Below are 15,529 nucleotides of genomic sequence, written 5' to 3'. Positions count from 1 at the left end.
GGACACCATTCTTGGCGCGGCACCGCGGCCGGGACATCCGTGCTGACCACGGAACCGGCCACGGAGATCGAGTACGCGGGCCGTGACCAGGCACGTTCGGGCAGACTGGGGCCCATGCCGACCCCGCCACCGGTCTCGCCGCGCGAGCGCGACGTGCTGCTCGCCGTGGCCGACCGGCTGACCAACGCCGAGATCGCCGAACGGCTCTTCGTGTCGGTGCGGACCGTGGAAAGCCACGTGTCCGCGTTGCTGCGCAAGCTCGGCGCGCGGGATCGCCGCGAACTGGCCGGGCTGGCCGCCGGTTATGCGGGCGACTCCGGGATCGCCGTGCCCGGCCTGGCCCAGCCCGTGACGAGCTTCGTCGGCCGTGGCGTCGAGCTGGACACCGCGGCCCGCCTGGTCGCGGAAGCGCGGGTGACCACCGTGCTGGGGCCCGGCGGCGCCGGGAAGACGCGCCTGGCCACCGCGGTCACCGCCCGCGCGGCGGCCGGATTTCCCGGTGGCGCCGCCTTTGTCAAGCTGGTGCCGGCGCGCCCTGGCTACGTCCTCGAAACGATCGCCGCCGGTCTCGGGGTGGAACCGGCGCCGCAGCAACTCCTGCTGGACGTGGTCGCCGATCGGCTGCGTGGCCGGGTGCTGCTGGTACTGGACAACTGCGAGCACGTGATCGACGACGTCGCCGACGTGCTCGCGGACCTGGTGACGGTGAACCCCCGGCTGAGCGTGCTGGCGACCAGCCGCGAACGCCTCGGCGTGCCGGGGGAGACGGTGCTGCAGCTGGGTCCGTTGCGCGACGAGGGGGAAGCGGTCGCGTTGTTCACCGACCGGGCGCGGGCTGTCGACCCGGCGTTCGAGACCGATGCCGCCGAGCTGGCCGAGCTGTGCCGCGAGCTGGGCGGTTCGCCGTTGCAGATCGAGCTGGCCGCGGCCCGGGTTGCTTCTCTCGGGGTTCGCGGGTTGCTGGCCGGGCTGGCTGATGATCCGCTGCGGATGCTCTCGACCGGCCGCGGCGACCGGCGTCACCGCTCGCTGCGGGCGGTCATCGAGTGGAGCTACCGGCTGCTGACCGACGAGGAACGCCTGCTGCTGGCGAGGCTGTCGCGGTTCGCCGACCGGTTCGACCTCGACTCCGCCGCCGCGCTCTGCCCCGGTCCTTCCGTCGGCGTGGTGGCCGACCTGCTCGGGCGCCTGGTGGACAAGTCGCTGGTCGAGCCGGGGTGGAGCCTGCTCGACGGGGTTCGCCGGTTCGCGCGCGAGCAGCTCGACGGCTCGCCCGAAGCCGCGGACGTGACCACCCGCTACCTGGCGTGGGCGGCGCGGCGCGCGCACGACCTGACCGGACGGCTCGACGGCGATTGGCGGGACGAGTTCGACCGGATCGCGGGTGACCTGCGGGCGGCGGCCACCATCGAGCCGCGGCACGATCTGGTGTCCGACCTGGCCCGGCTGACCTACGCGCGTGGCTTTCTCGCCGAAGCGAGCGAGCACTGGCGCACCGCGGCCCGGCTGGCGGGCACGACCGCCGAGGCCGCGACCGCGCTCGATCACGCGGGCACGGCCACGCACGTGCTCACCGCCGGAGCCCGCGACCACTACGACCTCTTGCGCGAAGCCGCCCGGCTGACCGGGGACGACAACGCGGCCGCGGCGGGCTCCCTGGCGGGCGCGGTCGTGGCCGCCACCCGGTTCCGGGGCGCGGGATTTGTCACGCGGCCGGTGTCCCGCACGGAACTGAGCGAGTTGCTGGCCGAAGCCGAACGGCTGGCGAGCGGTTCGGCTTGGGCGGAAACACGGGTCACGATCGCCCGCGCCTGGTTGTCCGGCCCGGCTCCGCAAGGGGTGACCATGCCCGCGGCCGAAGCCGCCGTCAGCGCCGCGACCGCGTTCGGTGATCCGCTGCTGCTCAGCGCCGCACTCGACGCCCAGTGCACCGCTGCCGCGGGAGCCCGCGATCCCGGGCACGCGTACCGGATCACCTTGCGGCGCCTCGAACTGGTCGACGTGTTCGACCGCACGCTGCCGCAGGCCGCGCTGGAAGTAGTCGACACGTTCCGCGCCGCGGTGGCGTACGCCGTGGCGAGCGGGGAACTCGCGGACGCCGTGCGGATCGGCAGGCGCGCCGAAACCGATCCGACGCTGTCCCGGCACACCTACTGGGGTTCCGGCAGCGTGCTCACCCCGCTGGCGCTGGCCGGTCATTTCGCGGAGGCGCTGGCGCGGGCCGAGCCGATGTGGGAAAGCGCGCTTTCCTCGCGGCAGGAGAACAACAGCACGCTCGGTGTCCCGCTGCTCGGCGCCGCGCTGGCCGCCGGCCTCACCGGGGACGCCGAAGCGATGGCGACCTGGCGGCAGCGGGCCACCCGCGCCGCCGGTGTGCCCGCGTTGTCCGGCTCACCGAACCTCGCGCCGCTCGACGCCTTTGTCCGGGCGAGGGTCGCCCTGCACACCGGAAGCGCTGACCTGCCCGCCCTGCTCGCTGACGCGGGCGGCGATTTCACCCCGGGCCGGTTCGACGGTTACGCCGCGGGCGTGGCCGCCGAAATCGCCGTCGTCCTCGGCCACCCGGAGGCCGGCACCCACTTGCGCCGGGCCGGACGCCACGCCACCGGGAACCGCTGGGTCGCCGCCATCCTGACCCGAACCCGCGCCCTCCGCGACGACGATGACGACCTGCTGAAGGAGTCGGCCGCCGCTTTCACCGAACTCGGGGCGGAGTTCGAGGCCGCGCGCTGCACCGGTTTCATAGCCCGGACGTCATGAATAGATGCGGACTTTGGTCTTGGACGGCATGGAACGCCGCCCCCATCCTGGGTGAATGCGGAAAAGCAACCCACGCGCCAAGGCGACTCTTGCGAAATTCGTCGCCGTGCCGTTTGTCGTCGTCGCGGTCGGCGGTTGTGCCGCGGACGCGGGCGAAACCGAGTCCCCGGCCGGTGATCAGGTCGAAATCATCGAACTCAAGGTCGAGAACGATCAGTACGCCGCTCTCGATCTGGATCGGCCGGGAGTGAGCCTGGGGGACATGGACGTTTACTCCGGCAACGCGATCAAGGACGGGCGCAAGGTCGGCCGCGGGGGCGGTTCGTGCCAGGTCCTGCACGTCGATGGCGAAAAAGTCACCACGCAGTGTGTGCTCACGATGGAACTGGAGCAAGGATCCGTGACTCTGCAAGCCCTCTGGCTAAAAGGCGCGAACCCGCTCGACATGGCCGTCACCGGTGGCACGGGTGCGTACCGCGATGCGCGGGGCACGGTTCGCTTCTGGGATATCGCGACCCCGAACGAGCGGGTTCGCGCCGAGATCATCCATTGAGGAAATTGAGGGCTTCGCCGACGAATTCCTCGTGATATTGGAAGATGCCACCGTGTCCGGCGTCGGGGTAGAGCTTGAGCCGGGCATCGGGCAGGCGGCGGGCCAGGTCGGCGGAATTGCTGCTGGGCACCATCCGGTCGTGGTCGCCGTTCGCGACCAGGACGGACTGGCGGATGGCGGTCAGGTCGGCCGGGTGCTGGCGTCCCCAGTCGTGGATGGCTTTGAGCTGGTTGCGGAAGGCCGTGACCGAAATCGATTTGTCGCGGTTTTCGGTGCGTTCCTTCAGCCGGTTCACGAACTGCCGGGCGGCGGTTTTGCCGTTGGCCGTCCGGGTGAAGAACAGGTACTCCTTGGGGTCCTTGAAGGTCAGGGTGGCTTTCAGGATGTCGAGCAGGGTCACCGAGGTGACCTTGTCGATGCCCACACCGCCGGCGGGACCGGTGCCGGCGAGGATCAGCTTGCGGACGAGTCGCGGTTCCTCCGCGGCGATCACCTGGGCGATGAAGCCGCCCAGCGAGAAGCCGAGCAGGTCGACCCGGTCGTGGCCCAGCGCCCGGATGAAGGCGAGGGCGTCCTGCGCCATTTCCGCCACCGAGCGCGGCGCCTTTCCCTGGGAGGCGCCGATTCCCCGGTTGTCGAAGGTGATCACCCGGTGCCGCGCGGCGATGCCGTCGACGACACGCGGGTCCCAGTTGTCCAGTACCGCGGACAGGTGGTTGAGAAAGATCACCGGGGTGCCGGTGTCCGGCCCGAGTTGCCGGTAGGCGAATGTCGTGCCGCCGACGTCGATGGTTTTGGTCGGCGTGTTCCGGTAGGTGGTGAGCACGGTCATGACAGCTCCTCTGGTTTCAGCCGGACGACGACTTTGCCTTTCGCGCGCCCGGTTTCGATGTAGGCCATGGCCTCGTTGGTCGATTCGAAGGGGAAAACCCGGTCCAGCACCGGTTTGATGGTCGCGGAGTCGACGAGCGAAGTGAGCCGGCCGAGCTGGGTTCCGTTCGCCCGCATGAACAGGAACGAATAGCCGACCTGGCGACGCCGGGCCGCTTTCCTGATCCGGTGGCTCAGTGCGCCCGTCACCGGCCGCAGGAGCCACGGCTTGCCGAGTTGCTTCGCGAAGGCGGGATCGGGCGGCCCGGAGATCGAAATGAGCTTTCCGCCGGGTTTCAGCACGCGCAACGATTTCTGGAGCGTCTTGTGGTCGAGGCTGTGCAGAACGACGTCGTAGTCGCGCAGGACGTTCTCGAAGTCGTCGGTGCGGTAGTCGATCACGACGTCCGCGCCGAGGCGCTCGACCAGTTCGATGTTGGCCGTGCTGGTGGTGGTGGCCACGGTGGCACCGAGGTGTTTCGCCAGCTGGATCGCGAATGTCCCCACGCCACCGGAACCGGCCTGGATGAAGACCTTCTGCCCTTCCCGCAGCTCGGCGATTTCCACCAGCGCCTGCCAGGCGGTCAGGCCGACCAGCGGAATCGAGGCGGCTTCCGCCATCGTCAGCCGCTCCGGCTTGATCGCCAGATCGTCTTCGCCGATGGCGATGAACTCCGCGAAGGTGCCGATCCGGTCCTTGTCCGGCCGCGCGTAGACCTCGTCGCCCGGCTTGAACTTCCGCACCCGGGCACCGACCCGGACCACCACGCCGGCCACGTCGTTGCCCAGCACGAACGGCGTCCGGTAGGGCAGGACGAGCTTGAACTCGCCCTTCCTGATCTTGGCATCCAGGACGTTGACGCCCGCCGCGTGGACCTGGACCAGCACGTCGTGCGCGCCCACCTCGGGCTCCGGCACCTCGCCCGCCCGGAGGTCGCCGGTTCCGTAGCGATCGACGATGAAGGCCCGCATGTCAGCCCGCCATCCGGTTGAGCTTGCGAACGCTCCTGCCGAACGGATTGGGCACGAATCCGCCGACCGACTCGTCGCTGGTCACGTCGAGGGCAAGGAAGGTCATGCCGATGCCGGAGGAGGCGCCCGTCACGAGCGCTACCGGCCTGGTCGTGGTCATCGTGGCTCCCAACCCATTGGATTATGACCGTACTACCATAAGCACGGCCGAGGGCTGGGAGCAAGAGGTCGGGCGGATTTAGATTATGATCGTACTAACATGGGTGGCGGCGAGTGGAGGAGCGCGTGGTGCGGTACGGGAAAGAACACAAGCTGGCGACCCGGCGGCGGATCATCGAGACGGCGGGCCGCCGGTTCAAGCGCGACGGCATCGACGGTTCCGGGGTCGCCACGCTGATGAAGGACGCCGGGCTGACCAACGGCGCCTTCTACGCCCACTTCGAATCCAAGGAGGACCTGGTCGCCACCGCGGTCTCCGACCAGTTGCGCGAGCAGCGCGAACGGTTCGAGGCCCTCGCGCCCGGCCGCGAGGGCCTCGAGCAGCTCGTGCGCACGTACCTCTCGCCCGAGCACCGCGACAACCCGGAGGAGGGCTGCCCGTCGGCCGCCCTCCTCGACGAGATCGGCCGGTGCGCGGACCCGACCAAACGGGCCTACACCGACAGCGTGCTCGAGTTCGTCGACGACCTCGCCGCCCGGCTGGCGCCGGACGATCCGCGGTCGGCGCGCACCAAGGTCCTCGGTGTCTACGCCCTGATGATCGGGACGCTGCAACTCTCCCGCGCCCTGGCCGACCGGCAGCTCGCCGACGACATCCTGGAACAGGGCATCCACAACGCCCTCGCGGCGCTCGAGTGACCTTCCCGAAGAGCAGGCGTCACCGTGGTCAGGCGCGCAGGCTCCGATAGACGGCGTCGACCAGATCGTTGACGCGGAGATCGTTGCCCTCCAGCAGTTCGGAGCCCCGGTTGGGGGTGTAGGCGAAGGCGATCCCGCCGGCCGGGTCGGCGAACGCGAACGAGCCGGTCGCCCCGCCGTGCCCGAAGCTGCCCGCCGGGAGTCGATGGGGGACGAACGGGCCGCCGGGAACCATGAAGCCGAGGCCCCAGTCCGTGCGGATCCGCAGCACCTGGTCCGTCCCGCTGGACTGGACCCGGCCCGCTTCCGCGGCGAGCGCGGGGCCGAACAGGCGGATCCCGTCCACCTCGCCGATGGTCGCCGCGAACAGCTTCGCGAGGCCGGCCGCGGATGCGGTTCCGTCCGTGGACGGTGCCTCCGCCAGTGCGAACTTCGGATCGGTCGCTTCCTCCCAGCCGATCTGCATGCTCCCGTAAAGTGCTTGGTACGTCAGGGAATCCGGGGCACCGAGTGCCTCGTACAGCGGCAGCAACCCGGGGACCTGGCTGCCGAGTTGCACGCTCTCCGCATCGGCGGGCAGTACCAGCTTCGCCAGCCGGGGCAGTTCGGCGGCGGGCAGGCCGATGAAGCAGTCCAGGCCGAGCGGCCCGGCGATGGCGTTGGCGAAGTAGGCCCCGGCCCGCTGCCCGGTGACCTGCTCGATCACCGCGCTGAGCAGGTGGCCGAAGGTCACCCCGTGATAACCGTGCGCGGTGTCGGGCGTCCATTGTGGACGCGCGGTGGCGATCGCGTCGAAGACCGGGGTGCCGTCGAGAAGTCCCTGGTAGGTCACCGGCTGGTGGGCCAGCGACACCACGCCGGACCGGTGCGTGAGCACCATCCGGAGGGTGATTCCCGCTTTGTCCTCGGCGGCGAAGGCGGGCCAGTGGTCCGCGACCGGGCGGTCGAGGTCCAGTTCACCGCGGTCGGCCAGGTGCAGGACGCTGATCGCCACCATCGCCTTGGTGGTGGACGCGATGGAGGCGACCGTGTCGCGCCGCCACGGCTGCCCCGACTCGGGATCGGCCACGCCGCCCCACAGGTCGACCACCGGTTCTCCCTTGTACAGCACCGCGACCGCCGCACCGACCTCCCCGCGTTCGCTGAAGTTCCGCTCGAAGCACTCCCTGACCGCGTCGAAATCCGATGCGTTCGTGCCGCTGATGGTCATCGTGACCTACCTCTCCGGTTGCCTACCTTCCGGTCGGTAGGCTACTCGACCGACCGGAAGGTAGGCAACGGGTTAGGATGACGCGGTGAGCAGGCTGGAGGCGGGCGGCACCCGCGAGAAGATCCTGGCGGCGGCGTGCGAGCTGTTCGGCACGCACACCTATCGAGCGGCCACGATGCGGGAGATCGCGGAGCGGCTGGGCATCGCCAAACCGTCGCTGTACCACCATTTCGCCAGCAAGGCCGAAATACTGGACAGCCTGATCAGCACGCCGATCGGCGAACTGGCCGCGGTGATCGACGCCGCGGCGGCCGAGCGTGATCCGGCCGAGGGCCGCCGTCGTGTCCTGCGCGGCTGCATCGACGTGATCGTCGACCACCGGGACGTCATGCGGCTGCTGCTACGGGACGCCTCGGTCTACAGCGACGACTCGACGCGGGTGGTGGCCAGGGTGGTCACCACCGTGGACCGGGCGATCGAACTGCTCGCCGGCCCGGACGCCGACTGGCGCGCGCGGCTGCGCGCGGCGCAGGCCTTCGCCGCCGCCACCGACCCGATCAGCCAGTTCGCCGACGCACCCGACGCCGAACTCCGAGACGAACTCTTCCGCGGCGCCCGCGCGATCCTCGACCTCGCCTAGGCGCCGTCCTGCAAGTCACGCTCGCGGTCTTCGCGCCCAGGCGGCCCCTGGATCACGAAGCCCATCGAGAAGACTTGCAGGACAGCGCCTAGTGTCCTGAGTCGTTAGTTCGTGTGCAGGCGTAGGGTTCGGTGGCATGCCGAACCCGAAGCTGCCCGAGTTGGTGTTGTCCGAGGACGAGGCGGGCATGTTGCGGTGCTGGACGCGGCGCCGGAAGACGGCGCAGGCGCTGGCCTTGCGGGCCCGGATTGTGTTGCGGTGCGCCGAAGGTGGCTCGAACAGCGAGATCGCCGCGGAGTTGGGGATTACGCGGGCGACGGTGGCGAAGTGGCGGTCGCGGTTCGTGACCGACCGGCTGGATGGGTTGCTGGACGAGGCACGTCCTGGGCGTCCGCGCACGATCACCGATGAGCAGGTCGAGGCAGTGATCACCGCGACACTGGAGTCGGCGCCCGCGAATGCCACGCACTGGTCGACCCGGTCGATGGCCGCGGAGTCGGGGTTGACCCAGACCGCGGTGACGCGGATCTGGAACGCGTTCGGCCTGCAGCCGCATCGCCGTGAATCATGGAAGTTGTCCAAGGACCCGTTGTTCGTGGACAAGGTCAAAGACGTCGCCGGGCTCTATCTCGCTCCGCCGGAGCGGGCGGTGGTGCTGTGCGTGGACGAGAAGTCCCAGATCCAGGCGCTCAACCGCACCGCTCCGGTTCTGCCGATGCTGCCCGGCACGCCGCAGCGCGCCACGCACGACTACACCCGGCACGGCACCTCCAGCCTGTATGCGGCACTGGACATCACCACCGGCAAGGTCATCGGCCGGCTGCACGCACGCCACCGCGCGATCGAGTTCAAGAAATTCCTGACCGCCATCGACAAAGAAGTGCCCGCCGAACTGGCGGTGCACTTGGTGATGGACAACGTCTCGACCCACAAGACCCCGGTGATCAAACGCTGGCTGGCCAGTCATCCGCGCTTCGTCGTGCACTTCACCCCGACGTCGAGTTCCTGGCTCAACCTCGTCGAACGCTGGTTCTCCGAACTCACGACCAAGAAACTCCAACGCGCGAGCCACACCAGCGTCCGCGCACTCAACCGCGACATCCGCGCCTGGATCGAAACCTGGAACGACGACCCACGACCCTACGTCTGGACCAAAACCGCCGACCAGATCCTCGACTCCATCGCACGCTACTGCACACGAATTAACAACTCAGGACACTAGGCGACTGTCCCCGAGGGCCGGGACCATGCCACCTTGGCGGTGGCGGGTTCGGGTTTCGCCGTTCCGGGTAGTGGGCGGAGTCGTCCGGCGCGGACGCCGTTGCCGATGACGAAGACTTCGGCGAGTTCGTGGATGAAGACCACGGTGGCCAGGCCGAGGACGCCGATGGCGGCGAGCGGGACGAGGGTGAGCACGATCGCGGCGGACAGGCCGATGTTCTGCAGCATGATCGTGCGGGCGTGGCGGGCGTGGGCCACTGCCTGGGGCAGGTGGCGCAGGTCGGTGCCCATGAGGGCGATGTCGGCGGTGTCGATGGCGACGTCGGTGCCCATGGCGCCCATGGCGATGCCGGTGTCGGCGGTGGCCAGTGCGGGGGCGTCGTTGACGCCGTCGCCGACCATGGCGATGCCGCCGCGGCCGCGGAGTTCGGTGATGAGGCGGGCTTTGTCCTCGGGGTGCAGTTCGGCGTGGACGTCGGCGGGGTCGAGCCCGGCTTGGGCGGCCAGTGCGGTCGCGGTGCGGGTGTTGTCCCCGGTGAGCATGACCACGCGCAGGCCCATGCCGCGCAGTGCGCGCACGGTGTCGGCGGCTTCGGGGCGGAGTTCGTCGCGGATGCCGATGAGGCCGAGCACGGTTCCGGCGTGCTCGATGACCGCGACGGTGGTGCCGGCTTCCTGCAACCGGGTCACCTCGGACTGGAGCGGGCCGGGCTCGATCCAGGTGGGCTTGCCGAGCCGGGCCGGTGCTCCGTCGACCATGCCTTCCAGCCCCGCGCCGGGCACGGTGACCAGGTCGCGGGCGGGCTGGTGGGCGGGTGCGGCGGCGAGGATGGCAGCGGCGAGCGGGTGCTCGCTGCGGGCTTCGAGCGCCGCGGCCACCGCGAGCACCCGGTCGGCCGTGATGCCTTCGGCGGGCACGATCTCGGTGACGGTGGGCGCGTTGCGGGTCAGGGTGCCGGTTTTGTCGAGTGCGACGGTGCGTACCGCGCCGAGTGCTTCGAGGGCGGCGCCGCCTTTGACCAGCACGCCGAACCGGCTGGCCGCGCCAACGGCGGCGATCACGGTGACCGGCACCGAGATCGCCAGTGCGCAGGGTGCCGCGGCGACGAGCACGACAAGTGCCCGCTCGATCCAGGTGGCCGGGTCGCCGAGCACCGCGCCCAGGCCGCCGATGAGCAGCGCGAGGATCATGATGCCGGGCACCAGTGGCCGGGAGACGCGGTCGGCGATGCGCTGACGGGTGCCCTTGCGCTGCTGGGCGTCTTCGACGATGCGCACCACCTTGGCCAGTGAGTTGTCCCGCACCGTGGCGGTGGCTTCGACGGTGAGCACGCCGGTTCCGTTGATCGATCCGGCGAACACCGTGTCCCCGGGCCCGATCTCCAGCGGGACGGATTCCCCGGTGATGGCCGATGTGTCCACACTGGACTGTCCTTCTCGGACGGTGCCGTCGCTGGCGAGGCGTTCCCCGGCGCGCACCACCATCACCCCGCCGATGCGGAGTTCGGCGGGGGCGATGGTCACCTCGCCGCCGTCGCGCAGTACCCGGACCTGTTCGGGCACCAGGGCGAGCAGGGCGCGCAGGCCGCGGCGGGTGCGCGAGAGGGAGTAGTCCTCCAGCGCTTCGCTGATCGAGAACAGGAACGCCAGCATCGCGGCTTCGGCGAACTGTCCCAGGATCAGCGCGCCGATCAGCGCGATGGTCATCAGGGTGCCGACCCCGATTCGGCGCCGCCACAGCGCCCGCACGGTGCCGGGCACGAAGGTGACTCCGCCGGTGGCGGCCGCGAGCAGGTGCAGCACGGTCTCGATGACCGGCGAGCCCAGCCACCCGGCGGCGAAACCGGCGGCCAGCAGTATTCCGGCGGCCGCGGCGAGCTGGATTTCCCTGACCTGCCAAAGTTTCTGCGGCGTCTCGTTCTCGTTGTGCTCGTCGTTCCGGTCGTCGGTGGCACAGCAGTCGGCGCTCATGCCGGGTCCACCTCCGCCGCGGGGACCGTCGCGGTGAGCGTGTGCTGTCCGATCGGGGTCAGCCGGTACATCACCAGCTTGCCGTCCCGGCGGGAAGTGACCAGCCCGGCCGAGCGCAACTGGCGCAGGTGGTGCGAGACCAGCCCCTGCGACGAGCCGACGATCCACGCCAGGTCGCACACGCACAGTTCGGTACCGGCGTGCAGGGCGTGCGCGACCCGCAGCCGGGTCGGGTCCGCCAGTGCTCGCAGCCGTTCCGCCCGGCGCGTGATCGCCTCGACGTCGGGCAGTGCGGCGCGCAGGGCCTCGGCGTGGTCGAAGTCGATGCACAGCAGTTCGCACCGGTCGTCGCTCATGTTCGTCAATCTAACGTGCGTTGATATGTTCGGGCAACCATCGGTCGGCGACTTGTTCAAAGTGAGAACGTGTTCTAGTTTTGTGCTGGAAGGTGGTGCGCCGTTGAAGACCGATCTGGGACTGGCCGGCACGGTGGTGCTGGTCACCGGTGGTGTGCGCGGGGTGGGTCTGGGCATCAGCAGGGTCTTTCTCGCCCACGGCGCCCACGTGGTGACCTGTGCTCGACGCGAGCCGGAGACGCCGTTGGCGGGTGCGGAGTTCATCGCGTGTGACGTCCGGGAGCCCGACCAGGTGGCGGCCATGGTGCAGCGGATCGTCACCGGGCACGGTCGCCTCGACGTGGTGGTGAACAACGCCGGGGGCAGTCCGTTCGTGCGGGCCGCCGACGCCTCGCCGCGGTTGCACGACAAGATCGTGCAGCTGAACCTGCTGGCGCCGTTGCTGGTCGCGCAGCAGGCCAACGCGGTGATGCAGGGCCAGGACGGCGGCGGCTCGATCGTGATGATTTCGAGCGTGAGCGGGACCAGGCCGTCGCCGGGGACCGCGGCCTACGGCGCGGCCAAGGCGGGCCTGGACAACCTGACGGCCAGCCTGGCCGTCGAATGGGCGCCGCGGGTCCGGGTCAACGCGCTGGACGTGGGCATGGTGCGTACCGAGCAGGCCCACCTGCACTACGGCAGCGAAGCGGCGGTCGAGGCGGTGGGCAAGACGGTGCCGTTGGGGCGGCTGGCCGAGCCGGAGGAGGTCGGTGCGTGCGCCGCGTTCCTCGCTTCCGGCCTCGCGTCCTATGTCTCCGGGGCCACGCTCCAGGTGCACGGCGGCGGCGAGATGCCCGCGTTCCACGCCGCGACCGACGTCAACCATCGGGAGGATTCGTGAGCAGGTTGTGCCAGGACCGCGTGGTCATCGTGACCGGCGCGGGGCGCGGCATCGGGCGGGCGCACGCGTTGGCGTTCGCTGCCGAGGGCGCGCAGGTGGTGGTCAACGACGTCGGGGTGGCGCTGGACGGGGCGGCCACTGGTGAGGGGCCTGCCGCGCAGGTGGTGGCGGAGATCGAGGCGCTGGGCGGAAAGGCTGTGGCCAACACCGACGACGTCGCGGACTTCGCGGGCGCCCGGAATCTGGTGCGGACGGCGGTGGAGCACTTCGGCGGGCTGGACGTGCTGGTGAACAACGCGGGCTTCGTCCGCGACCGGATGCTGGTCAATCTCGGCGAGGACGAGTGGGACGCGGTCGTCCGGGTGCATCTGAAGGGCCATTTCGCGCCGTTGCGGCATGCCGCAGAGCACTGGCGTGCCGAGGCGAAGGCGGGCCGGGTGCCGAGTGCGCGGGTGATCAACACCAGTTCGGGTGCGGGGTTGCTGGGCAGTGTCGGGCAGGTCAACTACTCGGCGGCGAAGGCGGGCATCGCGGGTTTGACGGTGGTGGCCGCGGCCGAGTTGGCGCGGTATGGCGTCACGGTCAACGCGATCGCGCCTGCCGCGCGGACGCGGATGACCGAGGAGGTGTTCGCGGAGACCATGGCGGCGCCCGACGACGGTTTCGACGCGATGGCGCCGGAGAACATCTCGCCGCTGGTCGTGTGGCTCGGCAGTGAGGATTCGCGTTCGGTGACCGGCCGGGTGTTCGAGGTCGAGGGCGGGAAGGTGTCGATCGCCCAGTCCTGGCGGCACGGGCCGTCGGTGGACAAGGGGGAGCGCTGGGAACCCGCCGAGCTGGGGCCGGTGGTGGCCGACTTGCTCGAGCGTGTGCCGGAGCCCGAGCCGGTCTACGGAGCGAGCTGATGGGGATCCTGACAAAACGCGTCGACGGCACCATCGAGGTCGTCACGGTCGACTATCCGCCGGTGAACGCGCTGCCGGTGCGGGGCTGGTTCGATCTGGCGGAAGCGATCCGGAAAGCGGGCGAGGACCCGGAAGTACACGTTGTCGTGCTCCGTGCGGAAGGCCGGGGCTTCAACGCCGGTGTCGACATCAAGGAGATCCAGCGCAGCGAAGGCTACGACGCGCTGGTCGGGGCCAATCGCGGCTGTTACGCGGCTTTCGGCGCGGTCTACGACTGCGCGGTCCCGGTGATCGCGGCGGTGCACGGTTTCTGCCTGGGCGGAGGTGTCGGCCTGGTCGGGAACGCGGATGTGGTGGTCGCTTCGGACGACGCGACGTTCGGGGTGCCCGAAGTCGAACGCGGCGCTCTGGGGGCGGCGACGCATCTGGCCAGGCTCGTGCCGCAGCACCTGATGCGGACGCTGTATTTCACGGCGCGCAGGATCACCGCCGAGGAGCTGCGGGCGCACGGTTCGGTCTACGAGGTGGTGCCGCGTGCCGAACTCGACGAGGCCGCGCTCGTGCTCGCGCGTGACATCGCGAAGAAGGACCCGAGGGTCATCCGCGCGGCGAAAGAGGCCCTGAACGGCATCGACACCCAGCAGGTACATCGCAGTTACCGGTTCGAGCAGGGGTTCACCTTCGAGCTGAACCTGCTCGGCGCGGCCGACGTCGCCCGCGAGGCGTTTCTGAAGGACGGACATGGCTGACAAAACAATGACCGCCGACGAGGTGGCCGCCGAACTCACCGACGGCATGACCATCGGCATCGGCGGCTGGGGCTCGCGGCGCAAGCCGATGGCTCTGGTGCGCGCGATCCTGCGGACCCCGGTCCGCGACCTCACCGTGGTTTCCTACGGCGGTCCCGACGTGGGGCTGCTGTGCGCGGCGGGCAAGGTGTCCCGGGTGGTGTTCGGGTTCGTCACGCTCGACTCGGTCCCCTTCGACCCGTGGTTCGGCCGGGCGCGTGAGACCGGGGCCATCGACGTGACCGAGTACGACGAGGGGATGTTCGGCGCGGCGCTGTCCGCGGCGGCGCAGCGCCTGCCGTTCTTGCCGCTGCGCGCCGGGCTGGGTTCCGACGTGATGCGGGTCAATCCCGGCTTGCGGACCGTTCGCTCGCCGTATCCGGATGGTGAGGAACTGGTCGCGGTGCCCGCGCAGGAACTCGACGTCGCTCTGGTGCACCTCAACCGCGCCGACGCCCGCGGCAACGCGCAATACCTGGGTCCGGATCCGTACTTCGACGATCTGTTCTGCCTGGCGGCCAAGAAGCGCTTCGTGTCGGTGGAAAAGATCGTCGACACCCCGGAGCTGACCGCGGGCGGGCCGGTGCAGTCGCTGTTGCTCAACCGCGGTGCGGTGGACGGCGTGGTGGAGGCACCGCGTGGCGCGCATTTCACCACGGCGGTGCCGGACTACGGCCGTGACGAAGTGTTTCAGCGGCACTACGTGGCCTGCGCGAAGGATCTCGACGCGTGGCCGGGTTTCGTGGACCGGTTCCTGTCGGCGGGCGAGCGGGAGTATCTGTCCGAAGTGGACAAGTTCGAGGCGGAGGCGGCATGAGCGCGACCAGGGCCGAGACCGCCGTTGTCGCGGTGGCCGAGATGTTCCGCGGTGACGGGGAGATCGTGGCCAGTCCGATGGGCCTGATCCCATCGCTCGGGGCGAGGCTGGCGCGCCTGACCTTCGAGCCCGATCTGCTGATGTCGGACGGCGAGGCCTACCTGATGACCACCGACGGTGTGGTCGAGGGCTGGCAGCCGTTCCGGAAGATGCTCGACACGATCGTTCCGCACGGGCGGCGGCATGTGGTGATGGGCGCCAACCAGATCGACCGGTTCGGCAACCAGAACATCTCGGCGATCGGGGCGCACGCCCAGCCGAAGAAGCAGCTGCTCGGGGTGCGCGGGGCGCCGGGCAACACGATCAACCACCGGACGAGCTACTGGGTGCCGCGGCACAGCACCCGGGTTTTTGTCGACAGCGTCGACGTCGTTTCCGGGGTGGGCTACGACAACGCCGCGAAGGCGGGGCCCGCCGCCACCCGGTTCCACGACGTGCACCAGGTGGTGACGAACCTGGGCGTGTTCGACTTCGCCACGCCGGACCACTCCATGCGAGTGGTGTCGCTGCACCCCGGCGTTACCCCGGAAGAAGTCACCGAAGCGACCTCGTTCGAACTCGATTTCGGGTCCGCGGTGACCAGCCGCGAGCCGACCGCGGAGGAACTTCGCCTGATCCGCGAGGTGCTCGACCCGAAAGGCTTGCGGGACAAGGAAGTTCCGGCATGA

The 15,529-nt window shown here is 69.8% G+C and carries 16 protein-coding genes; 10 read left to right on the top strand and 6 right to left on the bottom strand.

The window, feature by feature from the left end; genetic code table 11:
• Nucleotides 1–114: 114 nt before the first annotated feature.
• Together YIM_RS33095 and YIM_RS33090 are read left to right on the top strand one after the other, a co-directional pair.
• Nucleotides 115–2,760: a LuxR C-terminal-related transcriptional regulator gene (locus tag YIM_RS33095; protein ID WP_194239839.1), complete on the top strand. Its 2,646-nt coding sequence runs from the start codon at nt 115–117 to the stop codon at nt 2,758–2,760.
• Between the two features lie 55 nt (nt 2,761–2,815).
• Nucleotides 2,816–3,313, top strand: coding sequence for a hypothetical protein (locus tag YIM_RS33090; protein ID WP_153034051.1), 498 nt, complete (start codon nt 2,816–2,818; stop codon nt 3,311–3,313).
• Here the strand turns inward: YIM_RS33090 and YIM_RS33085 are convergent.
• The 3 genes from YIM_RS33085 to YIM_RS48715 are packed head-to-tail and all read right to left on the bottom strand — an operon-like array spanning nt 3,303 to nt 5,315.
• Entirely contained in the window at nt 3,303–4,145 is an 843-nt protein-coding gene (locus tag YIM_RS33085; protein WP_153034050.1) for an alpha/beta fold hydrolase, read from the bottom strand. The genes YIM_RS33090 and YIM_RS33085 overlap by 11 nt on opposite strands.
• Nucleotides 4,142–5,155 (bottom strand): NADP-dependent oxidoreductase, encoded by a 1,014-nt coding sequence (locus YIM_RS33080; RefSeq protein WP_153034049.1) that lies wholly within the window; start codon nt 5,153–5,155, stop codon nt 4,142–4,144. Before YIM_RS33080 ends, YIM_RS33085 begins: the two co-directional genes overlap by 4 nt.
• A 1-nt stretch (nt 5,156) precedes the next feature.
• Nucleotides 5,157–5,315: a hypothetical protein gene (locus YIM_RS48715; RefSeq protein ID WP_194239838.1), complete on the bottom strand. Its 159-nt coding sequence runs from the start codon at nt 5,313–5,315 to the stop codon at nt 5,157–5,159.
• A 128-nt stretch (nt 5,316–5,443) separates the two neighbouring features.
• On the opposite strand from YIM_RS48715, the gene YIM_RS33070 reads away from it, so the two are divergent.
• Entirely contained in the window at nt 5,444–6,013 is a 570-nt protein-coding gene (locus YIM_RS33070) for a TetR/AcrR family transcriptional regulator (RefSeq protein WP_228004160.1), read from the top strand.
• 28 nt (nt 6,014–6,041) lie between these two features.
• Here the strand turns inward: YIM_RS33070 and YIM_RS33065 are convergent, their stop codons facing one another.
• Nucleotides 6,042–7,223 carry a serine hydrolase gene (locus YIM_RS33065; protein ID WP_153034048.1) on the bottom strand — a complete coding sequence of 394 codons (1,182 nt, stop codon included), beginning with the start codon at nt 7,221–7,223 and terminating at the stop codon, nt 6,042–6,044.
• An 85-nt stretch (nt 7,224–7,308) separates the two neighbouring features.
• Between YIM_RS33065 and YIM_RS33060 the strand changes: the two genes are divergently transcribed.
• Together YIM_RS33060 and YIM_RS33055 are read left to right on the top strand one after the other, a co-directional pair.
• Entirely contained in the window at nt 7,309–7,863 is a 555-nt protein-coding gene (locus tag YIM_RS33060; protein ID WP_153034047.1) for a TetR/AcrR family transcriptional regulator, read from the top strand.
• Between the two features lie 136 nt (nt 7,864–7,999).
• A complete protein-coding gene (locus YIM_RS33055; RefSeq protein ID WP_153028979.1) occupies nt 8,000–9,085 on the top strand; it encodes an IS630 family transposase in 1,086 nt (361 codons plus the stop codon).
• On the opposite strand, the gene YIM_RS33050 is transcribed toward YIM_RS33055, so the two are convergent.
• Together YIM_RS33050 and YIM_RS33045 are read right to left on the bottom strand one after the other, a co-directional pair.
• Nucleotides 9,082–11,055 carry a cation-translocating P-type ATPase gene (locus tag YIM_RS33050; RefSeq protein ID WP_153034046.1) on the bottom strand — a complete coding sequence of 658 codons (1,974 nt, stop codon included), beginning with the start codon at nt 11,053–11,055 and terminating at the stop codon, nt 9,082–9,084. The genes YIM_RS33055 and YIM_RS33050 overlap by 4 nt on opposite strands.
• Nucleotides 11,052–11,411, bottom strand: a complete 360-nt coding sequence (locus YIM_RS33045) for a metalloregulator ArsR/SmtB family transcription factor (protein WP_153034045.1) — start codon at nt 11,409–11,411, stop codon at nt 11,052–11,054. The genes YIM_RS33050 and YIM_RS33045 overlap by 4 nt, the downstream gene beginning before the upstream one ends.
• Nucleotides 11,412–11,514: 103 nt before the next feature.
• Between YIM_RS33045 and YIM_RS33040 the strand changes: the two genes are divergently transcribed.
• Genes YIM_RS33040 through YIM_RS33020 form a run of 5 tightly spaced genes read left to right on the top strand, consistent with a single transcriptional unit; the run spans nt 11,515 to nt 15,529 of the window.
• Nucleotides 11,515–12,291, top strand: a complete 777-nt coding sequence (locus YIM_RS33040; RefSeq protein WP_153034044.1) for an SDR family oxidoreductase — start codon at nt 11,515–11,517, stop codon at nt 12,289–12,291.
• Entirely contained in the window at nt 12,288–13,196 is a 909-nt protein-coding gene (locus tag YIM_RS33035; RefSeq protein WP_153034043.1) for an SDR family oxidoreductase, read from the top strand. Before YIM_RS33040 ends, YIM_RS33035 begins: the two co-directional genes overlap by 4 nt.
• Nucleotides 13,196–13,945, top strand: coding sequence for an enoyl-CoA hydratase family protein (locus tag YIM_RS33030; RefSeq protein ID WP_153034042.1), 750 nt, complete (start codon nt 13,196–13,198; stop codon nt 13,943–13,945). The genes YIM_RS33035 and YIM_RS33030 overlap by 1 nt, the downstream gene beginning before the upstream one ends.
• Nucleotides 13,938–14,801, top strand: coding sequence for a CoA transferase subunit A (locus YIM_RS33025; protein ID WP_153034041.1), 864 nt, complete (start codon nt 13,938–13,940; stop codon nt 14,799–14,801). Before YIM_RS33030 ends, YIM_RS33025 begins: the two co-directional genes overlap by 8 nt.
• On the top strand, nt 14,798–15,529 hold the full coding sequence (locus tag YIM_RS33020) for a CoA-transferase subunit beta (protein ID WP_153034040.1): 732 nt from the start codon (nt 14,798–14,800) through the stop codon (nt 15,527–15,529). Before YIM_RS33025 ends, YIM_RS33020 begins: the two co-directional genes overlap by 4 nt.

The sequence above is a fragment of the Amycolatopsis sp. YIM 10 genome (genome assembly GCF_009429145.1).
In the GTDB taxonomy this organism is placed as follows: Bacteria; Actinomycetota; Actinomycetes; order Mycobacteriales; family Pseudonocardiaceae; genus Amycolatopsis.
Note: the sequence above shows the minus strand (reverse complement) of the source record. Positions and strands in the feature narration are given on the sequence as shown.

Excerpts from the sequence above, each read along its gene's own strand:
- YIM_RS33095 (WP_194239839.1), top strand. The coding sequence starts at position 115 with ATGCCGACCCCGCCACCGGTCTCGCCGCGCGAGCGCGACGTGCTGCTC.
- YIM_RS33090 (WP_153034051.1), top strand. The coding sequence starts at position 2,816 with ATGCGGAAAAGCAACCCACGCGCCAAGGCGACTCTTGCGAAATTCGTC.
- YIM_RS33085 (WP_153034050.1), bottom strand. The coding sequence starts at position 4,145 with ATGACCGTGCTCACCACCTACCGGAACACGCCGACCAAAACCATCGAC.
- YIM_RS33080 (WP_153034049.1), bottom strand. The coding sequence starts at position 5,155 with ATGCGGGCCTTCATCGTCGATCGCTACGGAACCGGCGACCTCCGGGCG.
- YIM_RS48715 (WP_194239838.1), bottom strand. The coding sequence starts at position 5,315 with ATGACCACGACCAGGCCGGTAGCGCTCGTGACGGGCGCCTCCTCCGGC.
- YIM_RS33065 (WP_153034048.1), bottom strand. The coding sequence starts at position 7,223 with ATGACCATCAGCGGCACGAACGCATCGGATTTCGACGCGGTCAGGGAG.
- YIM_RS33055 (WP_153028979.1), top strand. The coding sequence starts at position 8,000 with ATGCCGAACCCGAAGCTGCCCGAGTTGGTGTTGTCCGAGGACGAGGCG.
- YIM_RS33050 (WP_153034046.1), bottom strand. The coding sequence starts at position 11,055 with ATGAGCGCCGACTGCTGTGCCACCGACGACCGGAACGACGAGCACAAC.
- YIM_RS33045 (WP_153034045.1), bottom strand. The coding sequence starts at position 11,411 with ATGAGCGACGACCGGTGCGAACTGCTGTGCATCGACTTCGACCACGCC.
- YIM_RS33030 (WP_153034042.1), top strand. The coding sequence starts at position 13,196 with ATGGGGATCCTGACAAAACGCGTCGACGGCACCATCGAGGTCGTCACG.
- YIM_RS33025 (WP_153034041.1), top strand. The coding sequence starts at position 13,938 with ATGGCTGACAAAACAATGACCGCCGACGAGGTGGCCGCCGAACTCACC.
- YIM_RS33020 (WP_153034040.1), top strand. The coding sequence starts at position 14,798 with ATGAGCGCGACCAGGGCCGAGACCGCCGTTGTCGCGGTGGCCGAGATG.